The organism is Fodinicurvata sediminis DSM 21159 (assembly GCF_000420625.1).
In the GTDB taxonomy this organism is placed as follows: Bacteria; Pseudomonadota; Alphaproteobacteria; order Kiloniellales; family DSM-21159; genus Fodinicurvata; species Fodinicurvata sediminis.
Map to the genome: position 1 here is coordinate 206,496 of NZ_ATVH01000014.1, position 19,531 is coordinate 226,026.

Below are 19,531 nucleotides of genomic sequence, written 5' to 3' on the forward strand. Positions count from 1 at the left end.
AAAGCCAAAAACCAGCCGTCAAGACGGCGGACTATTCAGGCTTCCAGCGCGTCGACCACCTGTCCGTCTGGCAGGAAACAGGCGGCCACCAGCGAGCCGCCAAAACCACAGCCAGCATCCAGCGTCGCGGTATAGTCCTCGACCAGCACACCGGGGTGGTTTTTCTCGAAACCGCGCACCACGCGCTTGTAGCTGCTGTAGGGTCCATCCAGTGAGGTGAAACTATTGCTGCTCCACCAGAAACTGTCCCGCTGCGTTTCCAGCGGGCGCGAAGGATCGAAACCGCTGTGTACGAACAACAGACCGTGATCGTCGGTATAGGCGGCACGACGTATGGAACCCATGAACTCGTAATGTCCAGGCCGCGCCTGGATGCGTGCACGCAGGGTTTGTGTCCAGCGTGTCAGGCCGACAGTTCCGCTGCCCGCGGCACGGCGAGCTTCTTCAGGGTCCATGCCATAGGCCTCAAGCGTTGCGCCAACCCCCTGTTGCAGCATCCATTCCAGAACCATGCGCGGGTCTGTTGCGAATTGCAGTTGCAGCAACTTCTGCCACATCTCCTCCTGGCTACCGCGCAGGAAGACCACCTGTTCATTGGTGTCGGCCTCAAGCGTCATAAAGGCGGTGCGGAATCCCAGCAACTCGTCCAGGGTTTCACCGGAGGCCGCTCCACGTCCCAGCATGTTTCCCAGGTAAACCAGGCGGTCGCCTGCTTCCGCGCGGGGCCAGAGCTTTTCATGCAGAGCAATCAGGCGCTCCGCCTCACCATGAATGGACGCAACGGCCCAGACGCGACGCGTATCGACAAGTTCCCCGAAAATCTGCCCACTGCTCATATTGCCGCCGTCATCTGCCCCTGGTTGCGCTTCTGCGACTCCGTCTCCGCCGCAAGCGTACCAGCATAGACGTCAACTGCACAGAGAGCCCCGTCAAGTCATCAGCTGGTGGCAGCCAGGACAGGCATGGCGATGAGATCAGCAGGGAAGGAAGGGAAGACCGGCTTCACGCTGCCTTCAACATGCTCTCAAGCCTCTCCGCGGCCGCGGACTCGTCAATCTGTTCCAGCGCGGCAAACTCGCGAGCCAGACGATCCAGGGCCGCCTGGTACATCTGACGTTCACTGTAGGACTGCTCGGGCTGATCATCGGCACGGTGCAGGTCGCGCACCACTTCGGCAATCGACACAGGGTCGCCGGAATTGATCTTGGCCTCGTATTCCTGGGCGCGCCGGCTCCACATGGTACGCTTGGCACGGCTACGTCCCTTCAGTGTCGTCAGGGCCGACTCCATGATCTTCTTGGAAGACAGCTTGCGCAAACCGGACTTGTGGGCCTTTTCCACAGGAACGCGCAGGATCATGCGGTCATGCTCGAACTTGATCACGATCAGTTCGACCTTGAAGCCCGAAATGTCCTGCTGCTCTATCTCAAGAATCCGCCCAACACCATGTGTTGGATAAACCACGAAATCACCCGCCGAAAACTCCAGTTTCTTCGCCATCTCTCGATTCAGTCTCCGTATAACCGCCTCTGCGGAAGGGGCATGCAGCAGCCACCCGAATGCCTGCGGATGTCCGGCCCGACGCAAAACAGGCAAGGATGCGGCACGGGCGTGTGAACACGCACTTGCCGCCGTTACTCTTATCTGTTAGCGAGATGCAGGATCAAAGGCTCTGCTGTTTGCAAAAAAGCATGGCATGGCCGGTCCGCCGGCCACCATCTTTTACAAATATACGACAATCTGCGGCAAAATACAACGCACCTGCAACATGACCTTAGGTCATGCGGCAATTGGCACGTTGCAGATGGCCTCTTTCCTGACGGATTAGAGCCGAAGGTCAGTCACCCTGACCAGGATTTGGAGTGAAGTACTTCTCGTACTTCTTCTCCTCGCCCAAGTGCGAGTCGGCATCGGCCGGCGCCTCACCCTTGGCAATGATATTCGGCCACTGTTCACTGAAGTCCTTGTTCAGTTCCAGCCACTTGTCGGCTTCCGGATCGCTGTCTGGCAGAATGGCTTCGGGCGGGCATTCCGGCTCGCAGACGCCGCAGTCAATGCATTCGTCGGGATGGATGACCAGCATGTTCTCGCCCTCATAGAAGCAATCAACAGGACAGACCTCCACACAATCCATGTACTTGCACTTGATGCAGGCTTCGGTCACCACGTAGGTCATGCTTCTTCTCTCCTGTCCCGGCCTGGGGCCGGACTGCTAAACTGGTATCCGTCTATATGGTCTCTCTTCCACTGCAACTAAACAGCCGAGTGGGCTTTCCGGCCTCTTTCTAAACAAACAGACGGTTCACTCAAGTCCTATCCTTGCAAAAACAACAATTGTCATACGTTTAAAGATCTAATTTACCCGACCATAATGAGGAAATTGAGCTTCCATGAACAAGCAACACAGTCCGGCCGCACTGCGAAATCGCACCCCCATCGCCCAGGTCTTGGAAGGCATCCTGCCGGAAAGCGGCACCGTTCTGGAGGTTGCCAGCGGCAGCGGTGAACACGTAACCCATTTTGCACGCCATTTCCCCCAATTGACGTGGCTTCCCAGCGATCCTTCCGCGGAGGCCCGATCCAGTATCACGGATCACCTGCAAGAATCTGGCCTATCCAACTGCCTGCCGCCGGTTGCGCTCGATGCCAGCGATCCGCAGTGGCCGGCCAGCCTGCTCCAGGAAACCGAACTTCATGCCATTGTCTGCATCAACATGATCCACATCGCGCCCTGGAAGGCCTGTCTGGGACTGCTGGAGGGGGCCGCAGATCTGCTGCCGGAAGAGGCACCGCTCTACCTTTACGGCCCCTACCAACGTGCAGGAAAGCACACAAGTGAGAGCAACGCGGCCTTCGATGCCCAGCTTCAGCAGCGCAATCCCGAATGGGGCGTGCGCAACCTGGAGACAGTCTGCGAAGAAGCACAGGACCGTGGCTTCCGGTTGGAAAAAACCGTTGAGATGCCGGCCAACAATCTCTCTGTCGTCTTCCGCCACTCAGCCGCCGCACGAAGGTGAATTCATCACCTCCGCACTGACGGGCAGGCCGGCTCAGCGAACCAGGAAGGACAAGCCGTCGCTGTGCCCATCGCGCGCGACACTGCAACTGCCGGAGCCGGACCCCGTGGCTCCGGTCGGGCAGTGAATGGCATTGATCAGGCTGCGTCGTGCTTCCCCGGGAAGGCCCGACAGGGCTGCGTCCAACCCCTCGCCTCGATCCAGAACGGCACTCATGACATGCCCGGCCGCACCGGCCGAGTCGCCACCACCCGCAGCTATAGCAAGGCGCGAACGCGGGATGTTCTCGTTGCCCACCACGGCGGTTGTCAGGGAATCCAGGGCCGGGCCCTGCACGGACTTGGAGGCAATGATGCCACTGTCTTCCAGCAGCACCTGCTCGCCAAACAGTCCGCCCATGGAGAACTCACAGGCAACGGCACTGCCGAAACGGTCGGCCACCACAAGTCCGGCGCTGGGCACGGATTGCCCACGATAAGCCGTTGCGTCCGCTCCCCCTCCAGCAAGGGCCCGGACCATGCGCTGACGTAGCGGTCGTTCGTTAAAGGGACCGGCTGGCAGGAAAAGCTTGTCGTTATCGACCTCGATTTCCTGCGGTTCCTGTCTTTGCGGTCGTACACTGCGCACATCTTCCGCAGTCAGGTCGAGTTGAGCACGATTTGCTGCGTCCTCGATCAGCCTGGCCAGGGTGCTCCCCGCGGAATACCCCACACCTTGCCGGCGCAGGTTGCCAAGCAGTCCGGCCAAGCCGGGCTGAACCAGTTTGTCGCCTTCGCGCAACAGGGCGCCATCCTGGCGCCGCAGCATCTGCCCAAGACGCGAATCCTCCGGAATTTCATCGGCAGCCTCGTTGAGGTCACGGGCAAAAGCGCGGCTGACGGGCACACCGCGCCGAGCCAGATTCTCCACCGGCACCAGCAGCTCTTCCCAGTTTCTGGCACCATGCAGGGCATGCAGCAGCGCGAGGCCACGGTCCATTGCCGGTGCCGGCGTACGGCCTTCGGCGGACTGAGGCAGGAAGGTGATCGAGACGCCTTCGCGCTGGCTCGCCAGGTAGGAGACACAAACGCCGCCCCCTCCGGGGTTGGCCCGTGACGGCATGGTTACACCCATGGTGAACCCCATGGCGACGGCGGCGTCCGCCGCGCTGCCATTCTCGGCCAGAACGTTGCGCCCCACGACAGCGGCCTGAGGCTCGTCGGCGGCAACCAATCCGGCAAAGCCTTCGACGGCTTCGCTTTCGCCCGGCTGCTGCACGGAACCGCAAGCCGAAAGCGTCATGAGGCAAAGCGCCACAATTCCGCCACGCAACTTGCGTTGAGTTGAGGGAACAGCCTCACTAGACTTGCCCGAAGGATTACTAGATTTGTCCGAGGAATTAAGGGTGGTCCGGTTCAAGCGGATGCGTTTCATCAAGATCTTTGCCTTGCTCCTGGGATTGTTGGTCTGGGCGTCATCGACGGCGTGGGCGCAGGGCGTCACGCTTATTCGCGACGCGGAGATCGAGCATAGCGTGCGCACCTTCGCAACGCCACTCTTTCAAGCCGCAGGATTGAATCCCAACAACCTGGAAATCTTCCTGATCGAGGATGACAGCCTGAACGCCTTCGTGATTCCCGGTGGCAAGATGTTCCTGAACACCGGGCTGATGCTGAGCACGGAAGACCCCACACAGCTGATGGGCGTCATCGCCCATGAAACCGGGCACATCGCCGCCGGCCATACCTTTTCACGCGGCGATCAGATGGAAAACGCCATGCTGAAGGCCATTGCCGGTGCCCTGCTGGGCCTGGGGGCCGGCCTGGCCACGGGCGACAGCGATGCCGTCGCTGCCGGTACCATCATTGGACAGGACATGGCCCTGCGCGGGCTGCTCTCCTATACGCGTGGACAGGAGAATTCCGCCGACCAGTCCGCGATCCGCTACATGCGGAGCGCAGGGTACAGCCCACAAGGCCTGCTGGACTTCATGCGGATCATGGAGGACCAGGAAGCACTGCTGAGCAGCAGCCAGGAACCCTATATGCGCACACACCCCCTGACCCGGGATCGCGTACGCGCGCTCGAACAGGCGGCGCGCGAACATCCTCCCGAAGCCAATGAGATAGAGTCCGAGTTGGCCCGGATGCACGCACGCATGCGTGCCAAGCTCTCAGGCTTCCTCGAATCCGAACAGCGGGTCCAGCGCCGCTATCCGGAAGAGGACACTTCCCTGGCCGCACGCTACGCTCGTGCCATCTCCGATTACCGCAATGGCCGGCTTGAAAGTGCCCTGACTGGCATGGGCGAGCTTATCGACTCCCATCCGGACGACGCCTTCTTCCACGAGATGCGCGGACAGATGCTGATGGAGAACGGACGCCTTCAGGAAGCCTTGACGGATTACCAGACGGCCACTGAATTGCAGCCCGAGGAGCCGCTGATTCGCCTGAATCTGGCACAGGTGCAGATCCAGCTTGACCGTCGGGAGCTTGACGAGGCCGCATTGAGCAATCTTGCAAAGGTCCGCACACAGGAGGGAGACAACCCCACGGCCTGGCGCCTGACGGCCATTGCCCACGGCCGACTGGGTGACAAGGGGCGCGCGGCCCTGGCTCTCGCCGAGATGAACTACGCACGCGGTTCCTGGAACGAGGCCGTGGGCCAGGCGGAACGCGCCAAGAAACTCCTGGACAACAACACCCCCGCATGGCTGCGTGCCAACGACCTGTCCGAGGCGGCCGCCCGCGAGGCCGACCGGCAAAACTGAAAACATCGATTCTGCCAAAAGGGAGAAGTGCCATTTCCAGAGCCGCTCTTGCGCTGTGCAGCGCCCTGTTCCTTGCCTCGGGTCATCCAGCTGTGGCCCAGGACCAGTCAGCCCCGCTTTCCGATTCGGAACGTTCTGCCATGGAGCGCGTGGTCGAAAACTACATCATGGAAAACCCGGAGATCATCCTTCGGGCCCTTGAAGTCCTGGAAACACGCCAGCAGGAAGAAGCCAGCCAGGCACGCCGTCAGGCCGTGCAGGAACACAGTGCCGCGCTCTTCGAATCGGAGACTGCACCGGTTCTGGGAAATCCCGATGGCAAACTGACACTGGTGGAGTTCTTCGACTACCAATGCGGCTACTGCAAGCAGGCCTCCCCGGGGCTTCAACAGCTGCTGGAGCGCAACGACGAAGTTCGCCTGGTCATGATGGAATTCCCGATCCTGGGCGAAGCATCGATGAAGGCCGCACGCGCCGCCCTGGCGGCACGCGCACAGGATCGCTATGAAGAACTGCACTGGGCCTTGATGTCTCACCGTGGCCAATTGGACGAGAGTGCAATCATGGATATAGCGGCCGAGGCGGGACTGGACACCGAGCGCCTGCGCACGGACATGGGCAGCTCTCGCATCGACGAGGAACTGCGGAACAACTACAGGCTGGCCGAGAACCTAAGCATCAACTCCACGCCAACCTTCGTCACCCCCTCGGCCGTCATTCCCGGGGCCCTGCCACCCGATCGCCTGGAAGCCCTGCTCGAAGAACAGAACGACTGAGACTGAAACAGGATCAACAGCGACAGCACTGCGACAGAGTTGCCCTGCCCGCGCGGTCGTGATAACGCTTGCGCGCTCTGATTTCCGGGTGGAGGAGTTCTTGGCAAGCCTGCCGCACATCCTGGTCCTGAACGGTCCCAATCTGAACCTTCTTGGCACGCGCGAACCCGATGTTTACGGGAAGATGACGCTGTCCGAGCTGGAAAGCTTTTGCCGCACCGCAGGTGAGAAGCTGGGGCTTGAGGTCAGTTGTAACCAATCCAACCACGAAGGCGAGTTGGTCGGCTGGATCCAACAGGCACGCGATTCCGCCCAGGGGCTGGTCCTCAATCCAGCGGGCTACAGCCACACTTCGGTTGCCTTGCGAGACGCCATCGCGGCCGTCGGCTTGCCATTGATTGAGGTTCACCTGTCGAATATTCATAAGCGCGAAAGCTTCCGCCATCACTCTTATGTCAGCGCGGTGGCCGAAGGGGTAATCTGCGGACTGGGGGTCGAGGGCTATCGCCTTGCCTTGCAGGCACTCGCACAGAAACTGAAAGGTTAAGTCAGGAATGACGGGGAAATTTCCGTTCGACGAAGATGCCGTACGCAAGCTAGCGGGCATCCTGGAAGATACAGGCTTGAGCGAGATCGAGGTGGAGTCCGGCGAAGCGCGCATCCGCGTGGCCAGGAACCAGACCGTTGTCGCCTCGGCGCCCGCAGCACCCGCCGCCTCTGCCGGCGCCCCACTTGCGGCACCGGCTGCCAGCGAGGCCGAGAGCGCTCAGGAAAGCGGACATGTCGTGGCCTCTCCCATGGTCGGGACCGTCTATCTGGCACCGGAGCCTGGAGCCGCTCCCTATGTTAAGGTCGGCGACAAGGTTTCCGAGGGGCAGACCCTGCTGATCGTCGAGGCGATGAAGGTCATGAACACGCTGCCTGCCCCTGTTGCCGGAGTGGTCCGGCAGATCCTGGTCGATGACGGCCAGCCCGTCGAGTTCGACGAGCCCATGATCGTGATCGAGTAAGTGGACAGGACAGAATAAAGTGTTCGAAAAGGTCCTGATAGCCAATCGCGGAGAAATCGCCCTTCGCATTCATCGCGCCTGCCACGAGATGGGAATCTCCACGGTGGCCGTGCATTCCACGGCTGATGCCGACGCCATGCACGTGCGCCTGGCCGACGAAAGCGTCTGCATTGGACCGCCACCGTCCAACAAGAGCTACCTGAATATCCCGGCCATTTTGTCCAGTGCCACGCTGACCGGTGCGGACGCTATTCATCCCGGCGTCGGCTTCCTGTCGGAAAATGCACGCTTTGCCGAAATGGTCGAGGAACACGGTCTTTCCTTCATCGGCCCCTCGTCCGAACACATCGCCATGATGGGGGACAAGGTTCAGGCCAAGGTGGCGGCCAAGGAACTGGGACTTCCTGTCGTTCCGGGTTCGGAAGGGGCTGTCACCTCCTTCGAGGAAGCCAGGGCCATAGCCGAGGACGCCGGCTATCCAGTGCTGATCAAGGCAGCGGCCGGTGGTGGTGGCCGCGGCATGAAGGTGGCAAAGGACGAAAGCGAACTGGAAAACGCCTACCGTATGGCCCGAAACGAGGCCAAATCGGCCTTCGGCAACGACGAGGTTTATCTGGAGAAATACCTGCAGAAACCACGCCATATCGAGGTTCAGATCCTGGCCGACGGCAAGGGTGGCGCCGTGCACATGGGCGAACGGGACTGCTCGCTTCAGCGCCGGCACCAGAAAGTGCTCGAAGAAGCGCTCTCACCTGCCCTGAATGCCGAAGAGCGGCATCGCATCGGCGAAACCGCCCGGCAGGCCATCCTGAAGATGGGCTACCATTCGGCCGGCACACTGGAATTCCTCTATGAGGATGGTGAGTTCTTCTTCATCGAGATGAATACGCGCCTACAGGTGGAGCACCCCATATCGGAGGCGATCACCGGCATCGACCTGGTACGTGAACAGATTCGCGTGGCCGCCGGGCACACCCTGCCCTTCGCGCAGGAAGACATCACCTTTTCCGGTCACGCCGTGGAATGCCGTATCAATGCCGAGCACCCCAGGACCTTTGCGCCTTCGCCGGGACTCATCAAGGAGTACCATCCCCCTGGCGGACTGGGGGTCCGTGTGGACTCGGCCATCTTCGGCGGATACAAGGTTCCACCGCATTATGACAGCCTGATCGCCAAGCTGATCGTGCACGGCCAGACACGTAACGAGTGTCTGATGCGCCTGCGGCGTGCCCTCGAGGAGATGGTGATCGAAGGCATCGAAACCACGTTGCCGCTGCACCGCGAGCTGGTAAACGATCCCGATTTCATAAATGGCGACTACGACATCCACTGGCTAGAGCACTGGATGGGCGAGCGCGGTTGAACCGGCTTTGCCACAGCCCGATGCCTACGGGAGACTGGCAAAACAGCGCAGGCAGGCATAGAATTTCCTCATGCAGCTGACGGCCGACATGCTTCTGAGGGCCTATGCACTCGGCATATTTCCCATGGCCGAGAACAGGTCCGCGCAGGAGTTGCACTGGATCGATCCCGAAATGCGCGGCATCCTGCCGCTCGACGGCGTGCATGTTCCCCGCAAGCTTCGCCGGCGCATCCTGAGGCAGGAATTCCGAGTGACCTGCAACCAGGCTTTTCCCCAGGTGATCGAGGCCTGTGCGGAACCGGCTGATGATCGGCCCGAAACCTGGATCAATGACACCATCAAGCAGCTCTATACCGAACTGAATCGCATGGGCATGGCCCACTCGGTGGAATGCTGGCAAGACGACGAAGACGGACAGGAGGTCCTGGTCGGCGGCCTCTATGGTGTTTCCCTGGGAACGGTCTTCTTCGGCGAGTCCATGTTCAGCCGTCGCAACGATGCCAGCAAGGTGGCCCTGATCCATCTTGTCCTGCGTATGCGGAAAAGCGGCTACAGTCTTCTGGACACCCAGTTCACAACCCCGCACTTGCGTCAGTTCGGCGGCATCGAGATTCCGCGTGAACACTACAAGGCCTTGCTCTCGCGCGCACTCAAGGACAATGCCGAACTTTGCGAGCGCTTGGATACCGAGGAACTACCCGCGCTGCTGGACGAGCTGAAAAGCGAAAGCGGCTGAGAAAACTCCCAGCCGCCTTGCTTGTTGGCCGCCCGAAACTGGCGAAGCCCGCAGCCAGGGCTGTCAGGAACAGCCGCTGGTGCCCCCACAGGTATCGCACTTCATGCAGGTGCCATTGCGCACCAGCGTGAAGTTTCCGCATTCCCCGCAGGGATCGCCTTCATAGCCCTTCATACGTGCCATGCGGCTCTGCTCGATGCGGCTGTCGATCTCACGCGTGACAGTGGACGCCACCTGGGGATCGCGGCCCAGCGAACTGCTGCCACTGGTGCCGCCGCCACCTGGCCCTCCGCTGAAGGCCTGCGGTGCCGCTTGCGTGTCCTGTTCGGCCACGGCCTCCATGTCCATGGCCGCAGCCGATGCGCCCCCGGCACCGCCGGAGAAGACCGTCAGGCGGTTGCGGACATAGCCGCGCGAGGCCACCCGCTCGACCGTCTGGCGCACAGCTTCGGCGGCCTGTTCCTGCATGGCGCCCTCGTTGAGCTGGCCTTCGCTTTCCCCGCGCCCGGTTGCATCGGGCAGGGTGTCATCCGGCACCACATGCGCCAGGTCGTTGCGGCCCAGGTAACTGATCGCCAACTCGCGGAAGATGTAGTCCAGGACCGAAGTGGACATCTTGATGGCATCGTTGCCTTCCACCATGCCCGAGGGCTCGAAGCGCGTGAAGGTGAAGGCATCGACATACTCCTCCAGGGGCACGCCGTACTGCAGGCCGATGGAGATCGCGATGGCGAAGTTGTTCATTAGGCTGCGGAAGGCGGCGCCCTCCTTGTGCATGTCGATGAAGATCTCGCCGATCTTGCCGTCCTCGTACTCACCGGTGCGCAGGTAGACCTTGTGACCGCCAATCACGGCCTTCTGGGTATAGCCCTTGCGCCGCTGGGGCAGGCGCTCGCGCTGGATCACGCGTTCGACGATGCGCTCCACCACACGCTCCGCCACCAGAGAGGCACGATCGGGCTGTCCGGAGTCCACGACCCGGTCCTGCAGTTCCTCTTCGTCCTCATGCTCGTCTCCCGACAGCAGTGAACTGGACAGGGGCTGTGACAGCTTGGAGCCGTCCCGATAGAGCGCATTGGCCTTCAGCCCCAGACGCCAGGACAGCATGTAGGCGTCCTTGCAGTCCTCCACCGTGGCGCTGTTCTGCATGTTGATGGTCTTCGATATGGCGCCCGAAATGAACGGCTGTGCCGACGCCATCATGCGAATGTGACTTTCCACGGAAAGGGAACGCTTCCCAATGCGGCCGCAGGGATTGGCGCAATCGAAGACCGGTAGGTGCTCGTCCTTCAGGTGCGGCGCCCCTTCCAGGGTCATGGCACCACAGACATAGGTGTTCGCCGCCTCGACTTCCTGTCGGGTGAAGCCCAGCGCCGACAGCATGTCGAAACCCAGGTCATCAAGCTGCGCGTCGGTGAAGCCCAGGACCTCGCGGCAGAATTCGGCACCCAGCGTCCACTTGTTGAAGGCAAACTTGATGTCGAAGGCACTGCCAAGCGAGCCTTCCAGTGCTTCCAGGGCCGCCTGCGTAAAGCCCTTGGCTTTCAGGCTTTCGGGATTGACGCCCGGTGCGCCGTGCAGGGTGCCATGGCCCACGGCATAGGAAATCATCTCCTCGATCTGGGCCTCGCTGTAACCCAGGTGTGCCAGGGCCGCCGGAACCGTGCGGTTGATGATCTTGAAATAGCCGCCGCCGGCCAGCTTCTTGAACTTAACCAGTGCGAAGTCCGGCTCGATGCCCGTGGTATCGCAATCCATGACCAGGCCAATCGTGCCCGTGGGCGCGATCACCGTGGTCTGTGCGTTGCGATAGCCATGCTCCTCGCCCAGCTTCAAGGCCTCGTCCCAGGCCTCGCCGGCCGCCGCGGCCAGTGCCGGGTCGGGACAGCGCGCCTTGTCCAGCGGTACCGGAGTGACCTTCAGGTTCTCATAGCCCTCATTCTCTCCGTGGGCCGCCCGGCGATGGTTGCGGATCACCCGCAGCATGGCCTCACGGTTCTTGGCATAGCCTGAGAAGGGGCCCAACTCGCGCGCCATCTCGGCCGAGGTGGCATAGGAGACACCGGTCATGATCGCACTGAGCGCCCCGGCCATGGCACGGCCACCCTCGGAGTCATAGGACAGGCCCATGGACATCAGCAGCCCACCCAGGTTGGCATACCCCAGACCAAGCGTGCGGTATTCGTAGGACAACTGTGCGATCTGGGCCGAGGGGTACTGCGCCATCATCACCGAGACTTCCAGCACCATGGTCCAGAGACGCACGGCATGGCGATAGGACTCGGCATCGAAACGCCCGTCCTCGAAGCGGAAATTCATCAGGTTGAGCGAGGCCAGGTTGCAGGCCGTGTCATCCAGGAACATGTACTCCGAACAGGGGTTCGAGGCGTTGATGGGCCCGGATTCCGGACAGGTATGCCATTCGTTGATGGTGCTGTCGTACTGGACGCCGGGATCGGCCGAAGCCCAGGCTGCATGCGCAATCTGCTCCCAGAGGTCACGCGCTGCCAGGGTTTCGGTCACCTTGCCGTCGGCGCGGCTGCGCAGCTGCCACTCGCCATCGTTCAGGACCGCATCGATGAACTCGTTGGGAATGCGCAGCGAATTGTTCGAGTTCTGGCCGCTGACGGACAGATAGGCCTCGGAATCCCAATCGGTGTCATAGACACGGAAGTCGATGCCCTTGTAGCCCTGCCCGGCAAACTGGATGACGCGCTGGACATAGTTCTCGGGAATGTTGACCTTACGCGCCGCCTTTATGGCAGCCTTCAGCGCCGGGTTCTTCTTCGGGTCCAGACGGTCCTCGCCCTCCATGGAGTGGCAAGCCTGGATGACCTCGTTCAGGTGTTCATTGCAGAGCTTCGAGCCCGTGACCAGGGCAGCCACCTTCTGCTCCTCGGTGACCTTCCAGTTGATGTATTCCTGCACGTCGGGATGATCCAGGTCGACGGTCACCATCTTGGCCGCACGACGTGTCGTACCGCCGGACTTGATGGCCCCGGCCGCGCGGTCGCCGATCTTCAGGAAGGACATCAGGCCCGAGGACTTGCCGCCCCCCGAGAGCGGCTCGTTGGAACCGCGAATGCGCGAGAAGTTGGTTCCGGTGCCGGAGCCATACTTGAACAGGCGTGCCTCGCGCACCCAGAGGTCCATGATCCCGTTCTCGTTCACCAGATCGTCATCCACCGACTGGATGAAGCAGGCATGCGGCTGAGGATGCTCGTAGGCGCTCTCGGAACGCTTCAGTTCTCCGGTGCGATAGTCGCAGAAATAGTGGCCCTGACCGGGACCGTCGATCCCATAGGCCCAGTGCAGTCCGGTGTTGAACCACTGCGGCGAGTTCGGCGCCACGCGCTGGGTGGCCAGCATGTAGCGCAGTTCGTCGAAGAAGGCGCGGGCATCAGTTTCGGTATCGAAGTAACCGCCCTTCCAGCCCCAGTAGGTCCAGGTGCCGGCCAGGCGATCGAAGACTTGCTGGGCACGCGTCTCGCCGACAAAGCGATCCTGCGGATCAATATCCGACATGGCCTCGTCATCCGGCTCGCTGCGCCAGAGGAATTCAGGCACATCGGCTTCCTCGACCTGCTTCAGACGAAGCGGCACGCCCTTCTTGCGGAAATACTTCTGGGCCAGGATATCACAGGCCACCTGGCTCCAATCGGCCGGCACCTCGATGTCATTGGCCTGGAAAACCGTGGAGCCGTCCGGATTGCGAATCTCACTGCTGGTCTGACGGAATGGAAGGCTCTCGTAGACACCCTTCCCCTCCTCGGTAAAATGCCGAGCAACGCGCATGCTTCAAATCCCCCTTCGCATCGTGCCGAGTCCCACTGGCCTGCGCCATTGCGCAGCCTCGACACCAGATATTGTGACAGAAGAAAATTGAAACACAGAATGGTGTTGTCGTCACCAGAATTATGACGAAACAACATCACCCTTTTGCCTTGACAGGATAGGCGACTCAATCCTGCACCGAGCGGGACATCCTGCGTCGTGAAAGACTGCTCAATACCAGCGCTGCGAGTACCAGCCCGATGCCGCCGAGCTGCGGCCAGGACAGCTTTTCCCCCAGCACTACCAGCGCCAGGACGACCGACACCACGGGCTCCAGATTCATGAAAAGCGCCGAATCCGCCGGCCCAGCCTTGCGCACCGCCAGGAACTGGAAGGTCACGCCCAGGATGTAGCAGATCCCGACCAGAATGAAGGCCGCGAATCCCAGGGTCCCGGCCGGCAACTGGACCTGGCCGAACGTCACCAGCCAGCCGCCGCAGACAATCAGCCCCACCAGGTTGGCAATCATGAGCACCAGGTAGGGATCATGCCGTGTCATCAGGGTGCGTGACTGGAACAGCAGGCAGGTGATGGAGACGGCCGCGAACAATGCCCAGGCCACACCGCGCCAATCCAGGTTGCCCAGGTCGGGCCCCAGGGTCATGGCCAGACCGGTGAACGCCAGAACGAAGACGAAGATCTGCCCAGGACCGATGGGCAAACGGTCCACCCAGGGTGTCAGGGCCGCGATCATCAAGGGAAAGGTGAAGAAGATCAGGGCGGCCAGACTGACGGGAATATAGGCTACGGAGGACATGTACCCCAGCGTCATGCCGGAAATCGCCAGCCCCGTCACCAGGAGCCGTCCGAAATCCTGCCGCGGCAATCGGAAGCCGTCACTGCTGAAGCGCAGCATCAATGCAAAGAAGCCAATGGCAAAGAAGAAGCGCAGGACCACCAGGGTCATAGGCGCGCCGCCGGCGTCATAGACCAGCCAGGCCAACGTCGTCGTGCAGCCCAGCCACAATGCCGACACCAGGGCGGCACTTCGCCCGGCCCAGAGCGTGGCCGTCCTCTCTCCGCCGGATGAACTGCTCATGCGCGCGCTGACAGCGGCAGGTTACAAAGCAGGTTTTGCGGCTTGAAACGCAGGCCGCCGGCCTCGTCCATGCAGAGCGCCATGTATAGGGGACGTCCTGCCACCTGCGGCAGCACGACGCTGCTATCCGCGAACTCGGAACGGAACAGGCCCAGCAGGCGATACATCTGGTCTTCACTCGCCTCCTGGCCCCGATAGAGCGTATTGAGCAGCGCCGTCGCCTCGGCATCCAGCCCGACGTACCAAACCCAGGCATCGTCCTTGATCTCCGGGATCGGCTGGACTCTCACCTCTATGTCGAGGAAATGGGTGACCCACTTCTCCAGGGCGCGGCAGAAGGCATCCAGCCCGGGGCTGCCGAAGTCGATGCGCAGAACTGTGTCATAGCGCGTATCGCGCTCCCAATAGATGTCGGCATTCTCGCGGGAGAGGACATCCAGCTCCAGGGAGCGGGCCCGTCCTTCCGATTGAGCCAGAAGGTTGCCCAGCGAAATGCTGTTCTCCTGGGTTGCGTACATTTCGACGGTGTCGGAATCGGCCAGCAGGATCTGTCCCTCGCGCAGGGTCACCTTCTGCTCGCGAAAGAACAATTCGCCCGCCCGTGCCGCCAGAGGGTCAGCCGCCTCGCCCAATATGTGACGCATGATGATGTGCGACAGGTGATCGATGAAGATCGGCGGCACCGGCAAGACCCCCGAATCGTTGGCCGCCCTGTCGTTCGTCACCCCCTCTTCGGGCACGAAGAGGCCCATGTAGACCTCTTCCAGGGTCTCGGCATCCAGAAGGCGCGCGCGATAGGCATCCCAGACCTTGTAGTTGTCGACGGCGTCCGGGTCGGCCAAGGTCTCCAGGCGCTGGTCCGAAATCGTCATGCGAGGGCTTTCCAGCAGGTCCGCGTGTAAGTGCCGCTCGGCCTTGCAGGCTTCTTCGGGCGGGCGCATTTCAGGGCGAACCAGATAGGCGCGCAGGAAGTCGTCAGTTACTTTCAGGCGCCCCTCCGGTGTCTGTTCCAGAAGGTGGTAGCCCGAGTCTCGCCAAAAATCCGGCATGCCACTCCTTTCCTAATTCCAGTCCAAGATGCCGCGAAGTGCCCGTCCGGAACAAGCCAAAGGGCTGTGCCGTCAATGCAGGTCTGGACGCGAGGGTAACGCAACGCCTATATTCCGCCACACGCGCGGTGTAACCGCATGCAGAAGCACTGGCAACGGATATCGGATTTCATCAATGACTGGAATGGCCATGCGTTTTTTCACCTGGCGTCACGGTGAGGAGGTTGGCCGCGATAGCGCGGGCAATCGCTATTACCGTTATCACAAGGGTGGCAAGGTTCACCGCGATTCCCTGCGCCATGAACGGCGTTGGGTGATCTACGCCGGTGAGGATGAGGCCAGCCGTGTCCCCCCGGAGTGGCATGCCTGGCTGCATCATACCAGCGATGAAATCCCGCCCAAGGAAGGCATTCCGCGCCGCCCCTGGATGAAGGACCACCAGCAGAACCAGAGCGGCAGCGAACTGGCCTATCGCCCGCCCGGACACACGCTGCGCGGCGGCCACCGCCCGCACACCACGGCCGACTACGAGCCCTGGACGCCGGAGTGATCGGCGCCAGGTCCACGGTCTGATTTGCAGGGGCAGGCAGCATGCGCAGAAATATCATAGAGACCGTCATGGGCGGCGTGGTCATCCTGATCGCAGCCGCATTCCTGATCTTCGCCTTCAACGCCAGTGACTTCCCTGGTTCGTCGTCCGGCTACAGCGTCGTGGCCGACTTCGACAACGCGAGCGGGCTCAACACCGGTTCGGAAGTCCGCATGAGCGGCGTGCCCGTCGGAAAGGTGGTGCACCGCGAGCTTGACGAAGACACCTTCCTGGCGCGGGTCACGCTGTCCATAAACGACGGTGTCGAACTGCCCGCCGACACTTCGGCCAAGATCACGGGCGATGGCCTGATGGGCAGCAACTACATTTCGCTCTCGCCCGGTGGTGCCGAGGACAACATCCAGCCCGGCGGACGCATCGAGTATACCCAGGGCGCCATGAACCTGATGGACCTCATCGGCCGCTTCGTCTTTGGCGGTGCAGGCGGCGGCAGCGATTCCGGCGCTGGCACCGACGGCGGAAGCAACGGTGATTCTGACGATAATCCCTTCAGCAGCGGCGCGCTCTAGCAACCGCCATGACAAGACTCTCAAGCCTTATCTCTCGTGAAATCTGGATGGCAGGCTGTCTTGCCCTCCTGTTGCCGGCAAGTGCGGCATCGCAGGAACAGCAGGACAGCGAACCCTTGGGCGAACCCTACCCCATTGCCCAGCTGCAGGGTCTGAACAAGGTCACGGCACGTATCTCGAGATTCGAGGCCCCGGTGGATGAAACCGTCACCTTCGGTTCTCTGGAAATCACGGCGCGCACCTGCCGCAAGACGCGTCCCGAGGAAGAGCCGGAATCGGTTGCCTTCCTGGAAATCGACGAGGTCCCCGTCACGGCACCGCGCCAGGAAGTCTTCAGCGGCTGGATGTTCGCCTCCTCCCCCGCCGTCTCCGCGCTGGAACATCCGGTCTATGATGTCTGGGTCGAGGATTGCCTGGATGAGGCCGGGGAATCGGCACAGGTCGAACCGAAAGATCCGGTGGAAGACCAATAGGCTTTCCCAACGCCCTGCCTGTGGTGACAGGCGTGCCGTCCCACAGGACAAAAGCCCCGCGTTCGGTCGTCAGGGCGCTTGCCGCCTGGGTCATTTCTTTCTAGCCTGCGCGCCATTCACACAGACCCACACCACCCAAGGAGAATAGGACAATGGTCGGAACAGTCGACGCACGCCTGACGGACCTCGGTATCGAGATCGCCACACCGGCAGCACCGGTGGCCAATTACGTTGGCTTTGTTACCACCGGGAATCTGGTTTTCGTTTCCGGCCAGTTGCCCCTGAAGGAAGGAAAGCTGCAGTACGAGGGCCGGCTTGGGGAGTCGGTCTCTCTCGAGGAGGGACAGGCCGCGGCACGCCTGTGCGCCGTCAACATCATCGCACAGCTGAAGGCTGCATGTGATGGCGACCTGGACCGCGTGAAGCGCATTGTTCGCCTGGGCGGTTTCGTCAACTCGGTACCCGGCTACAAGGACCAGCCGAAGGTGATCAACGGCGCCTCCGACCTGATGGCCGAGGTCTTTGCCGAGGCAGGCACCCACTGCCGCGCCGCCGTTTCGGCCGGTGCCTTGCCCCTGGATGCAGCGGTGGAGATCGACGCCATCGCCGAGATCACGCAGTAAGCGGCTCCTGAACAGTCAGGCATTGCCTCTTGCGGGGCTGTCGGGCGAAGATAACCGCAGGTTTCACAGCCAAGCGATCACTTCATGCCCGACAGTTCCGCCCAGTCTCCCGAAAGCGCCGCTTTCCTGGAGCGCCATCCCGACACGGAAGCCTTTGACGTCCTGCTCGCCGACCTTTCCGGCGTGATACGGGGCAAGCGCTATCCCATCGAGGACCTGGACAAGATCATGCAGGACGGCGTGGCCTTTCCGGCCTCCGTCTTCATGCTGGACACCATGGGCCACAGTCACGATCCCGGCGGCAAGGGCTTCAGCGACGGGGACCCGGACTGTACCGCCCATCCCCTGCCCGGCTCCCTGGTGCCGGTGCCCTGGTCGGACACACCGCTGGCACAGCTGCTGCTCACCTTTCACAACGCCAAGGAAGAGCCGCTCTATTTCGAGCCGCGCAACATCCTGGCGCGTGTCCTGGAACGGATCCGCGAGCTGGAGCTGACCCCTGTGGTCGCCTTCGAGCTGGAATTCTACCTTCTGGATCGCGAACGGCTGGAGGGCAATGCTCCGCAACCGCCGATCTCGCCCCTGACGGGGCTCAGGGAATCCGGAACCCAGGTCTATGGCATGGAGCAGGTGGACGGCTTCTCCGGCCTGCTACGCGACATCAGCCGGGCCTGCGAAATCCAGAACATACCGACCGGCGCCATCTCGGCCGAGTACGCCCCCGGTCAGTTCGAGATCAACCTGCGCCACGTGGACAATGCGCTGAAGGCGGCCGACGACTGCGTGCTGTTCAAGCGGGCGGTGAAGGGCGTGGCCCGCCGTCACGGTCACAAGGCCACCTTCATGGCCAAGCCCTATCCGGACCAGGCCGGCTCGGGCATGCACATGCACGTCAGTCTGATCGACCGGAATGGGCGAAACGTCCTGGATGGCTGCCAAGAATTGGCCAGCCCCACCTTGCGTCATGCCATAGGGGGTCTGCTTGATCTCCTGCCTCAGTCCATGGCCTTCCTGGCGCCCAACGTGAACTCCTTCCGCCGCTTCGCCCCCAACATCTTCGTGCCGGTAAGCCGCAGCTGGGGGTTCGAGAACCGTTCCGTGGCCCTGCGTATTCCCATGGGCGCGCCTCACACCCGCCGGATCGAGCACCGCGTGGCCGGCGCGGACGCCAACCCCTACCTGGCGCTGGCCAGCATGCTGGCCGGCATGCATCACGGCATCGTCAACGAAATCGATCCGGGCCAGCCGCACCAGGGCAATGCCAGCGACAAGTTCGACACGGTCCTGCCCATGCGTCCCCGGCGCGCCATCGAGAAGATGCGCCGCTCCAAGATCCTGCCCGACTACCTGGGTGCCGACTATCCGGCACTCTATGCGGAATGCAAGGAGGCCGAGTACGACGAGTTCGAATGGCTGATCTCGCCCCAAGAATACGACTGGTACCTGCAGACCGATTGATTGCAGGCACTTGGTTTCTCAAGCTCCGTGCGAGCTCAACTGACTTGCAGGAAATGCGCCAATGGCGTATCGTCATTGAATGAAGCTCGTTCGTACTCAGTCCTATAGAAAAGCACTCAAGAGACTGAGAGCGAAAGCTGAAGATATAGAAACTCTCGAACACCATCTTGCAGAGAACCCGGAAGCTGGAAGCATAATTCCCGGTCTTCAGGGTGTTCGGAAAATCCGGTTCCGCCTTGGCAACAAAGGCAAGAGTGGCGGTGGCAGGCAATATACTACGTGTTG

19 protein-coding genes are annotated in these 19,531 nt (G+C 61.6%); 12 read left to right on the forward strand and 7 right to left on the reverse strand.

Annotated features, from left to right (window positions below):
* Positions 1 to 35 precede the first annotated feature (35 nt).
* From G502_RS0108890 to fdxA, 3 genes are all read right to left on the reverse strand, one after another.
* The gene (locus tag G502_RS0108890) at positions 36 to 836 is read right to left on the reverse strand and encodes a hypothetical protein (RefSeq protein WP_022728317.1); all 801 of its coding nucleotides are present in this window, start codon (positions 834 to 836) and stop codon (positions 36 to 38) included.
* A 166-nt stretch (positions 837 to 1,002) separates the two neighbouring features.
* Complete coding sequence (locus G502_RS0108895) at positions 1,003 to 1,500, reverse strand: CarD family transcriptional regulator (RefSeq protein ID WP_022728318.1); 498 nt, start codon at positions 1,498 to 1,500, stop codon at positions 1,003 to 1,005.
* Between the two features lie 337 nt (positions 1,501 to 1,837).
* Positions 1,838 to 2,176: a ferredoxin FdxA gene (gene fdxA / locus G502_RS0108905; RefSeq protein ID WP_022728320.1), complete on the reverse strand. Its 339-nt coding sequence runs from the start codon at positions 2,174 to 2,176 to the stop codon at positions 1,838 to 1,840.
* A 214-nt stretch (positions 2,177 to 2,390) separates the two neighbouring features.
* On the opposite strand from fdxA, the gene G502_RS0108910 reads away from it, so the two are divergent.
* On the forward strand, positions 2,391 to 3,017 hold the full coding sequence (locus G502_RS0108910; protein ID WP_022728321.1) for a DUF938 domain-containing protein: 627 nt from the start codon (positions 2,391 to 2,393) through the stop codon (positions 3,015 to 3,017).
* Positions 3,018 to 3,050: 33 nt separating this feature from the next.
* Here G502_RS0108910 and G502_RS0108915 read toward each other — a convergent pair whose 3' ends face one another.
* Positions 3,051 to 4,298 (reverse strand): gamma-glutamyltransferase, encoded by a 1,248-nt coding sequence (locus tag G502_RS0108915; RefSeq protein ID WP_022728322.1) that lies wholly within the window; start codon positions 4,296 to 4,298, stop codon positions 3,051 to 3,053.
* A gap of 103 nt (positions 4,299 to 4,401) precedes the next feature.
* Here G502_RS0108915 and G502_RS0108920 point away from each other — a divergent pair, with 103 nt between their 5' ends.
* The 6 genes from G502_RS0108920 (at position 4,402) to aat (ending at position 9,651) form a co-directional block, all read left to right on the forward strand.
* On the forward strand, positions 4,402 to 5,766 hold the full coding sequence (locus G502_RS0108920; protein ID WP_155957823.1) for a M48 family metalloprotease: 1,365 nt from the start codon (positions 4,402 to 4,404) through the stop codon (positions 5,764 to 5,766).
* 140 nt (positions 5,767 to 5,906) lie between these two features.
* A complete protein-coding gene (locus G502_RS0108925) occupies positions 5,907 to 6,542 on the forward strand; it encodes a DsbA family protein (RefSeq protein ID WP_162140971.1) in 636 nt (211 codons plus the stop codon).
* 100 nt (positions 6,543 to 6,642) lie between these two features.
* Positions 6,643 to 7,089 carry a type II 3-dehydroquinate dehydratase gene (aroQ, locus tag G502_RS0108930; RefSeq protein WP_155957824.1) on the forward strand — a complete coding sequence of 149 codons (447 nt, stop codon included), beginning with the start codon at positions 6,643 to 6,645 and terminating at the stop codon, positions 7,087 to 7,089.
* A gap of 7 nt (positions 7,090 to 7,096) precedes the next feature.
* On the forward strand, positions 7,097 to 7,552 hold the full coding sequence (gene accB, locus G502_RS0108935; protein WP_022728326.1) for an acetyl-CoA carboxylase biotin carboxyl carrier protein: 456 nt from the start codon (positions 7,097 to 7,099) through the stop codon (positions 7,550 to 7,552).
* Positions 7,553 to 7,571: 19 nt separating this feature from the next.
* Positions 7,572 to 8,915, forward strand: a complete 1,344-nt coding sequence (gene accC / locus G502_RS0108940; RefSeq protein WP_022728327.1) for an acetyl-CoA carboxylase biotin carboxylase subunit — start codon at positions 7,572 to 7,574, stop codon at positions 8,913 to 8,915.
* Between the two features lie 70 nt (positions 8,916 to 8,985).
* Entirely contained in the window at positions 8,986 to 9,651 is a 666-nt protein-coding gene (gene aat / locus G502_RS19395) for a leucyl/phenylalanyl-tRNA--protein transferase (protein WP_022728328.1), read from the forward strand.
* A gap of 63 nt (positions 9,652 to 9,714) precedes the next feature.
* On the opposite strand, the gene G502_RS0108950 is transcribed toward aat, so the two are convergent.
* The 3 genes from G502_RS0108950 to G502_RS0108960 all read right to left on the reverse strand — a co-directional run bounded on the left by G502_RS0108950 (position 9,715) and on the right by G502_RS0108960 (position 15,573).
* Positions 9,715 to 13,446, reverse strand: a complete 3,732-nt coding sequence (locus G502_RS0108950) for a vitamin B12-dependent ribonucleotide reductase (RefSeq protein WP_022728329.1) — start codon at positions 13,444 to 13,446, stop codon at positions 9,715 to 9,717.
* Between the two features lie 166 nt (positions 13,447 to 13,612).
* Positions 13,613 to 14,524 (reverse strand): DMT family transporter, encoded by a 912-nt coding sequence (locus G502_RS0108955; protein WP_022728330.1) that lies wholly within the window; start codon positions 14,522 to 14,524, stop codon positions 13,613 to 13,615.
* Complete coding sequence (locus G502_RS0108960) at positions 14,521 to 15,573, reverse strand: DUF6352 family protein (RefSeq protein ID WP_022728331.1); 1,053 nt, start codon at positions 15,571 to 15,573, stop codon at positions 14,521 to 14,523. Before G502_RS0108960 ends, G502_RS0108955 begins: the two co-directional genes overlap by 4 nt.
* 190 nt (positions 15,574 to 15,763) lie before the next feature.
* Between G502_RS0108960 and G502_RS0108965 the strand changes: the two genes are divergently transcribed.
* From G502_RS0108965 to G502_RS0108985, 5 genes are all read left to right on the forward strand, one after another.
* Positions 15,764 to 16,123: an NADH:ubiquinone oxidoreductase subunit NDUFA12 gene (locus G502_RS0108965; protein ID WP_245560745.1), complete on the forward strand. Its 360-nt coding sequence runs from the start codon at positions 15,764 to 15,766 to the stop codon at positions 16,121 to 16,123.
* A 41-nt stretch (positions 16,124 to 16,164) separates the two neighbouring features.
* The gene (gene mlaD / locus G502_RS0108970) at positions 16,165 to 16,692 is read left to right on the forward strand and encodes an outer membrane lipid asymmetry maintenance protein MlaD (RefSeq protein WP_022728333.1); all 528 of its coding nucleotides are present in this window, start codon (positions 16,165 to 16,167) and stop codon (positions 16,690 to 16,692) included.
* A gap of 8 nt (positions 16,693 to 16,700) precedes the next feature.
* A complete protein-coding gene (locus G502_RS19400; protein WP_081649741.1) occupies positions 16,701 to 17,165 on the forward strand; it encodes a DUF2155 domain-containing protein in 465 nt (154 codons plus the stop codon).
* 152 nt (positions 17,166 to 17,317) lie between these two features.
* Positions 17,318 to 17,788 (forward strand): RidA family protein, encoded by a 471-nt coding sequence (locus tag G502_RS0108980; protein ID WP_022728335.1) that lies wholly within the window; start codon positions 17,318 to 17,320, stop codon positions 17,786 to 17,788.
* An 84-nt stretch (positions 17,789 to 17,872) separates the two neighbouring features.
* A complete protein-coding gene (locus G502_RS0108985; RefSeq protein ID WP_022728336.1) occupies positions 17,873 to 19,246 on the forward strand; it encodes a glutamine synthetase family protein in 1,374 nt (457 codons plus the stop codon).
* Positions 19,247 to 19,531 lie beyond the last annotated feature (285 nt).

Coding starts and splice junctions, on each gene's coding strand:
- G502_RS0108890 (WP_022728317.1), bottom strand. CDS start 836: ATGAGCAGTGGGCAGATTTTCGGGGAACTTGTCGATACGCGTCGCGTC.
- G502_RS0108895 (WP_022728318.1), bottom strand. CDS start 1,500: ATGGCGAAGAAACTGGAGTTTTCGGCGGGTGATTTCGTGGTTTATCCA.
- fdxA (WP_022728320.1), bottom strand. CDS start 2,176: ATGACCTACGTGGTGACCGAAGCCTGCATCAAGTGCAAGTACATGGAT.
- G502_RS0108910 (WP_022728321.1), top strand. CDS start 2,391: ATGAACAAGCAACACAGTCCGGCCGCACTGCGAAATCGCACCCCCATC.
- G502_RS0108915 (WP_022728322.1), bottom strand. CDS start 4,298: ATGACGCTTTCGGCTTGCGGTTCCGTGCAGCAGCCGGGCGAAAGCGAA.
- G502_RS0108925 (WP_162140971.1), top strand. CDS start 5,907: ATGGAGCGCGTGGTCGAAAACTACATCATGGAAAACCCGGAGATCATC.
- accB (WP_022728326.1), top strand. CDS start 7,097: ATGACGGGGAAATTTCCGTTCGACGAAGATGCCGTACGCAAGCTAGCG.
- aat (WP_022728328.1), top strand. CDS start 8,986: ATGCAGCTGACGGCCGACATGCTTCTGAGGGCCTATGCACTCGGCATA.
- G502_RS0108950 (WP_022728329.1), bottom strand. CDS start 13,446: ATGCGCGTTGCTCGGCATTTTACCGAGGAGGGGAAGGGTGTCTACGAG.
- G502_RS0108955 (WP_022728330.1), bottom strand. CDS start 14,524: ATGAGCAGTTCATCCGGCGGAGAGAGGACGGCCACGCTCTGGGCCGGG.
- G502_RS0108960 (WP_022728331.1), bottom strand. CDS start 15,573: ATGCCGGATTTTTGGCGAGACTCGGGCTACCACCTTCTGGAACAGACA.
- G502_RS0108965 (WP_245560745.1), top strand. CDS start 15,764: ATGCGTTTTTTCACCTGGCGTCACGGTGAGGAGGTTGGCCGCGATAGC.
- mlaD (WP_022728333.1), top strand. CDS start 16,165: ATGCGCAGAAATATCATAGAGACCGTCATGGGCGGCGTGGTCATCCTG.
- G502_RS19400 (WP_081649741.1), top strand. CDS start 16,701: ATGACAAGACTCTCAAGCCTTATCTCTCGTGAAATCTGGATGGCAGGC.
- G502_RS0108980 (WP_022728335.1), top strand. CDS start 17,318: ATGGTCGGAACAGTCGACGCACGCCTGACGGACCTCGGTATCGAGATC.
- G502_RS0108985 (WP_022728336.1), top strand. CDS start 17,873: ATGCCCGACAGTTCCGCCCAGTCTCCCGAAAGCGCCGCTTTCCTGGAG.